We start from the raw sequence: 7,256 nt of genomic DNA on the forward strand, positions 1-7,256 counted from the left end.
ATCTCCTTCACGCACCTGATCGGCTACGCGATGGTGCAGGCCATCAAGGCCATGCCGGCGATGAACTACGCGTTCGGCGAGAAGGACGGCAAGCCGACCCTCGTCAAGCCGGCGCACGTCAACCTCGGTCTCGCCATCGACCTGGTCAAGCCCAACGGCGACCGCCAGCTCGTCGTCGCGGCGATCAAGAAGGCCGAGACGCTGAACTTCTTCGAGTTCTGGCAGGCCTACGAGGACATCGTCCGCCGCGCCCGCGACGGCAAGCTGACGATGGACGACTTCTCCGGCGTCACGGTCTCCCTGACCAACCCCGGCGGCCTCGGCACCGTGCACTCCGTGCCGCGCCTGATGCCCGGCCAGTCGGTCATCATGGGCGTCGGCTCCATGGACTACCCGGCGGAGTTCCAGGGCACCAGCCAGGACACCCTGAACAAGCTCGGCATCTCGAAGGTCATGACGCTCACGTCGACCTACGACCACCGGGTCATCCAGGGCGCCGCCTCCGGCGAGTTCCTGCGCCAGGTCGCCAACCTCCTCCTCGGCGAGAACGGCTTCTACGACGAGATCTTCGAGGCGCTGCGCATCCCCTACGAGCCGGTCCGCTGGCTCAAGGACATCGACGCCTCGCACGACGACGACGTCACCAAGGCCGCCCGCGTCTTCGAGCTGATCCACTCCTACCGGGTCCGCGGCCACGTCATGGCCGACACCGACCCGCTGGAGTACCAGCAGCGCAAGCACCCCGACCTGGACATCACCGAGCACGGGCTCACCCTGTGGGACCTGGAGCGCGAGTTCGCCGTCGGCGGCTTCGCCGGCAAGTCGATGATGAAGCTGCGCGACATCCTCGGCGTGCTGCGCGACTCGTACTGCCGCACCACCGGCATCGAGTTCATGCACATCCAGGACCCCAAGCAGCGCAAGTGGATCCAGGACCGCGTGGAGCGCGCACACTCCAAGCTGGAGCGCGAGGAGCAGCTGCGCATCCTGCGCCGGCTGAACGCGGCGGAGGCCTTCGAGACCTTCCTCCAGACCAAGTACGTCGGCCAGAAGCGGTTCTCCCTGGAGGGCGGCGAGTCCGTCATCCCGCTGCTGGACGCCGTGCTGGACTCGGCCGCCGAGTCCCGCCTCGACGAGGTCGTCATCGGCATGGCCCACCGCGGCCGGCTGAACGTGCTGGCCAACGTGGTCGGCAAGTCGTACGCGCAGATCTTCCGCGAGTTCGAGGGCAACCTCGACCCGAAGTCGATGCACGGCTCCGGCGACGTGAAGTACCACCTGGGCGCCGAGGGGACCTTCACCGGCCTGGACGGCGACCAGATCAGCGTCTCCCTGGTGGCCAACCCCTCGCACCTGGAGGCGGTGGACCCGGTCCTGGAGGGCGTCGCGCGCGCCAAGCAGGACATCATCAACAAGGGCGGCACGGACTTCACGGTCCTGCCGGTGGCGATCCACGGCGACGCGGCCTTCGCGGGCCAGGGCGTGGTGGCCGAGACCCTGAACATGTCGCAGCTGCGGGGCTACCGCACCGGCGGCACGGTCCACATCGTCATCAACAACCAGGTCGGCTTCACCGCGGCCCCCGAGTCCTCGCGTTCCTCCATGTACGCGACGGACGTGGCCCGCATGATCGAGGCCCCGATCTTCCACGTGAACGGCGACGACCCGGAGGCCGTCGTGCGCGTCGCGCGGCTCGCCTTCGAGTTCCGCCAGGCGTTCAACAAGGACGTGGTGATCGACCTCATCTGCTACCGCCGCCGCGGTCACAACGAGTCCGACAACCCGGCCTTCACCCAGCCGCTGATGTACGACCTGATCGACCGCAAGCGCTCGGTGCGCAAGCTCTACACCGAGTCCCTGATCGGCCGCGGCGACATCACCCTGGAAGAGGCCGAGCAGGCGCTCCAGGACTACCAGGGCCAGCTGGAGAAGGTCTTCACCGAGGTCCGCGAGGCCACCTCGCAGCCCTCGGCCGCCGCGCCCACCGACCCGCAGGCCGAGTTCCCGGTCTCCGTGAACACCGCGGTCACCGCCGAGGTCGTCAAGCGGATCGCCGAGTCCCAGGTGAACATCCCCGACCACATCACCGTCCACCCGCGCCTGCTGCCGCAGCTCCAGCGCCGGGCGGCGATGGTCGAGGACGGCACGATCGACTGGGGCATGGGCGAGACCCTCGCCGTCGGCTCCCTCCTGCTGGAGGGCGTGCCGGTGCGCCTGGCGGGCCAGGACTCGCAGCGCGGCACCTTCGGCCAGCGGCACGCGGTCATCATCGACCGCGAGACCGGTGACGAGTTCACGCCGCTGCTGTACCTGGCCGACGAGCAGGCCCGGTACAACGTCTACAACTCCCTGCTGTCCGAGTACGCGGCGATGGGCTTCGAGTACGGCTACTCGCTGGCCCGCCCCGACGCGCTCGTGCTGTGGGAGGCGCAGTTCGGCGACTTCGTCAACGGCGCGCAGACGGTCGTGGACGAGTTCATCTCGTCGGCGGAGCAGAAGTGGAACCAGACCTCCGGTGTGGTCCTGCTCCTCCCCCACGGCTACGAGGGCCAGGGCCCGGACCACTCCTCGGCCCGCCCGGAGCGCTTCCTCCAGCTGTGCGCGCAGAACAACATGACGGTCGCGATGCCGACCTCGCCGGCGAACTACTTCCACCTCCTGCGGTGGCAGGTGCACAACCCGCACCACAAGCCGCTGGTCGTCTTCACCCCGAAGTCGATGCTGCGCCTGAAGGCCGCCGCGTCGAAGGCGGAGGAGTTCACGACGGGCCGCTTCCAGCCGGTCATCGGCGACGACTCGGTCGACCCGGCCGCCGTCAAGAAGGTCGTCTTCACCGCCGGCAAGGTCTACTACGACCTGGAGGCCGAGCGGAAGAAGCGCGGCGTCACGGACACGGCCATCATCCGCATCGAGCGCCTGTACCCGCTGCCGGGTGCCGAGCTCCAGGCGGAGATCGCCAAGTACCCGAACGCCGAGAAGTACCTGTGGGCCCAGGAGGAGCCGGCGAACCAGGGTGCCTGGCCGTTCATCGCGCTCAACCTGATCGACCACCTGGACCTGGCGGTCGGCGCCGACGTCCCGCACGGCGAGCGCCTGCGCCGCATCTCGCGCCCGCACGGCTCGTCCCCGGCCGTCGGCTCCGCGAAGCGGCACCAGGCGGAGCAGGAGCAGCTGGTGCGTGAGGTGTTCGAGGCCTGAGTCCTACGGACGGCCTGAGGTGAAGGGCCCGGTCCCCCGGTGATTCCGGGGGCCGGGCCCTTCGTCACGGGCGCGGTCCGCCCGCGCCTTCGACGGCCTCCTCGGGCGGGTCGTAGTACACGGTGAGGTGTTTCACCCAGGTGCCGCCGCGGCGGCCGAACACCTCCCTGATCCACAGGCCCCGCATCCGGGCGAGGAACTCCCTGACGCTCGTGGACCTGTCCAGTTCGGTGCTCACGGCGCGGGAGGCCACCAGGCAGTCCTGGTGGCGTTCCGCGCGGCACCACAGCAGGAGCGGATAGCCCAGCCCGCGGGCCATGTCGAGGGCCCTGGTGCCGGAAGCCGCGTGCCGGCACCAGAACGGCACGGACCCGGCCGGTGCCTCGGTGAACAGGGCCGCCACATCGGGCCGCTTCCCGCCGGGCGGTGTCCCACCGGGGGCCCACAGCGCGCGCAGCGTGCCGCGGCGTACCGCGTCCCAGCGCTCCGGCCCCTGCGGCTGCTCGGCGGCCCGGCGGGTGCCCAGGGACCGTACGAACACGTTGCACTCGGCGCGCAGCGCGAGCTCGGGCGTCCACGCCTCCACGTCGACGTCCCAGAGGAGGTCCTCGGGCAGGCGGTACTCGACGGTGGGTCTGCGCCGGCCGGTGTCGGCCGCGGCCACGGCCGTCCTCAGCGCCCGTTCCAGCCCCAGGGCCGGCGCCTCGTCCCGCAGCAGCCGGGCTCTCCCGGTCGCCTGGTGCAGCGGGCTGCCGTCCTGGGTGGCGCGCAGGCTCCAGAAGTGACCGTCGTCGCCGGGTGTGACGTCGACGGTGATGTGGCATCCCGCGGAGGCCCCCTTGCGTTCGAGCGTCCGGGCCACGTACAGCTGCTGTTCCGTGGACAGGGCGGCCGGCGCCCTGCGTTCGATCCAGGCGCGCAGCGGGCCCCGTTCGCGGGAGGAGGACGCTGCGTCGCCGAGATGGACCAGGATCCACAGGGCGTACAGCACCACATCGGCCTCGGAGGCGAGGGCGTAGAGGTGTCCGGCGCCGTCGCGCCAGCTGTGCGGCGGATGGTGCGGGACGGGCAGGCGGTCCAGCGGCAGCAGCCGTACGACCGTGTCCGGCCCGGCCGGGGGCTCCAGCCGGGCCAGGATCGCGTAGAGCTCCGCCTTGTCGGTGTCCGGTGCCGTCGTATCGCCGAAACGGAGCTCGGCGTGGTCCCGGTCGTGGGCCCTCACCGCGGCATGCCACAGGTCTGCGTGGCGGTCGTTCCGCACACACAGATTCCGCAGCGTCTCGATGCGGACCGCCGTGCCCGCGTCCCCGTCGCCCCTGGCGGCGGCCACGACGACCCCGACGACGGCACCGTCGCCTCTGCTCAGGACGGGGGCACCGACGCACTCCGGCGGCAGGGGCGCGCCCGCCAACGGCATCACCGCCGTGCCGGGAGTGCCCTCGGTCCGCACCGGGTGGCCGGCCGAGGAGAGCTGGCGGCCGATCCCCGCCGGGACGCAGACCACGGCCTCTTCTGGCCGTGTGTCCGGCCGGTCGGTGAGCCGCAGGGCGTGGATGCCGGGCACGGCGCTCACCCGGCACAGGGCCAGGTCGCCCACGGACACCCACGACACGATCTCCTGCCGGCGGTGCCACGGGGTGGTGGCGGTGATCCTTCTGGAGTCCGCTCCGGCGGGCAGTCTCTCCAGGACGGTGGCGGAGGTGACCAGATAGCCCTCGGCGAGAAGGAACCCGGCGCCGAGGGCCGTCCTCCCCAAGGACAGTTGCACCAGGTCCCGCTCCACGTCGCGGTACGTGGCCGGCTCCCCGCCGCCGGACGGCGACGTCATCGGCTGGACGCGGAACTCCGCGGGCCACCGGGTCCGCCTTGAGGTGATCAGGACGTGCCCGCCGTCGGGGATGTGGTCGGGGGCCTCCGCGTCGTCCCAGCCGTCGAAGACGATCAGCCACCGCAGGGCGGTCTCCCGCAGGACGCGCGCCAGTTCCCGCAGCCGGGAGAACACGCTGCCCTCCGCGGAGAGGCCCAGCTCGACCCCGAGCCGGGCCAGCCGTTCCCGCCGTCGCCCGGCGTCGCCCTCGCCGATCCACCAGACGATGTCGTACGCGCTCGCGTGCAGCCGCGTGTACGCGGCCGCGGCCGCGGTCTTGCCCGCGCCGGACGGGCCGGACAGCACGCAGACCGCGTCGCGGCGGTCGCGGGACAGCGTCTCGGCCAGCCGCCGCATCAGCTCCGGCTCCGGCTCCGGGACGGGCCCGGGGGCGGGCACGCCGTGCCACAGATGCAGTCTGCTCAGGGGGAAGCTCTCCGCCGCCGCCACGGACGCCTCGGGCAGCTCCGTGCCGAGCCGGGCCAGCAGGCGCCGACCGGCGTCGACGGCGGTGGTGTCCCACAGCCGGGTCACCACGCCCAGGTCCGCCACCCACGAGTCGGCGGCCACCCGCATCAGGGTGAACGGCGCGAGGCCGCCCCCGCGCGCCACGATCTCCTCCCACAGGGTGCTGTCGGCCGGCAGGTCCGCGTACCAGGAACCGATCAGGAGCGCCGCGCGTCCCCCGGGCGCGTCGGGGAGCCGTGACCGCAGCCACCCCGGCAGCCCCCGCGGCCCTTCGAGCACGTGGTGCCGCACCGGCTGCCCGGCGGCGCCGAGCACCCGGGCCACCCAGGCGCCCCACGCCTCGTCGTCCCGGACGTACACGAGGTCGACGGTCCCGGTCAGGTCGGCGCCCTGCGGTGCGGCGGCACCGAACCGTTCGGTGACCAGCCCGGAGACCTCGGCGAACGCCTCCGCCAGCATCTCCGTGTCGCCCGGTGGCACGAGCGCCTGCCGCTCGCCGGGGCCGGTGCGGGCCAGCGCCGCGAAGTTGCGCTCCCGGCGTCCGAAGTGGCGGTCGACGTACTCGCCGCAGTGCTTGCGCACGAGCAGGGCGTCCCCGCGCGGAAGGTGCCGCAGCAGCGCCTGCCGGACCCCGGGCCGGAACGCGTACCAGCCGTCGTGCGGGCCGCGCCGCAGCAGTCCGCTCAGCAGGACCTCGGCGAGCACCTCGGGGCCCGACCGCGGCTGCATGGCGCGCTGGACGAGCTGCATCACCGGGAGGGTGAGGGGGATCGCCGAGAAGGACGCGGCCAGGTGGACGGCGGGGCGCGAGGCGGTGCGGCGGAAGGCGCGGACCAGTGTCTCGCCGTCGGCCTCGGGGCGGGCGGGCCGCGGCGGGGCCGCCGGGTGGTCGGCGCGGACCCAGGCCGCGGCGGCGGGCAGCGCCAGTCCCGTGCTGCCGGCGAGGAGCCTGGCCCAGGTGCCGAGCGCAGTGCGGGTCGGTGCGAGGACGGGCACGGGCAGCGCCCCGGGAGGCGCCGTCCCGCCCTCCAGCGGCGCGAAGTCCAGGCGAGCGCCGAGCCCTTCGCGGCGGCGCAGGGTGCCGGGCAGCGCGGGCAGGTGGGTGCGCCGCCACATGCGCTGGGGCAGCGGCTGGACGACCGCGACGGGCGCCACCCGGCCCCAGTGGTGCAGGAGCCGCTGCATCCGGCCGGAGCGCCACAGGGGCCCGGCGCAGTCGCTGAGGACCAGGGTGAGCTGCCGTCCCGTCGGGTCGCGCAGCTGCTCGGCCGCGCGCAGGGCCCGGTCACCGTCCCGGGAGGTGGCCGCCAGCAGTTCGCCGTCGTCGCCCTCGCGGACATGGTGCACGGTCACCTCCCGGAAGGCGCCCAGGCCGGCGCAGATCCGGTGCAGTTCGTCCAGCGCGGTCTCCCAGACACCGGTCGACGTCGACACGTCCATGAGCAGCCGCAGCCGGGACTCGCGCCGGGTCGCGGCGCGCAGCACGGGCAGCAGCAGGCGGGTCTCGGCGGCCTGTTCGGCGGTGGCCTGCTCGTCGAGGTGGAGCGCCGTGGCGCGGACGGGCGGGCGGTAGTGCTGGAGGGGGCGCAGCGCCCGCTGGAGGCCGAGCGGGTGCGGCAGGGCGGTGGCCATCGGCACCCGGACGCGGACGGCGTCGGAGTCCGCCCCGGCCGGCTGCCGGCCGGTCGGGCCGGGGCGCTCGGCGTGCAGCGCGGTCCGCTCT

The 7,256-nt window shown here is 73.1% G+C and carries 2 protein-coding genes; one reads left to right on the top strand and one right to left on the bottom strand.

Annotated elements, in window-relative coordinates; translation table 11 throughout:
- A partial coding sequence (locus tag GTW67_RS18705; protein WP_161165963.1) for a multifunctional oxoglutarate decarboxylase/oxoglutarate dehydrogenase thiamine pyrophosphate-binding subunit/dihydrolipoyllysine-residue succinyltransferase subunit occupies positions 1-3,198 on the top strand: 3,198 nt, incomplete at its 5' end.
- A gap of 64 nt (positions 3,199-3,262) precedes the next feature.
- On the opposite strand, the gene GTW67_RS18710 is transcribed toward GTW67_RS18705, so the two are convergent.
- A partial coding sequence (locus GTW67_RS18710; RefSeq protein WP_272920512.1) for an SAV_2336 N-terminal domain-related protein occupies positions 3,263-7,256 on the bottom strand: 3,994 nt, incomplete at its 5' end.

The organism is Streptomyces sp. SID5910 (assembly GCF_009862125.1).
Classification (GTDB): Bacteria; Actinomycetota; Actinomycetes; order Streptomycetales; family Streptomycetaceae; genus Streptomyces.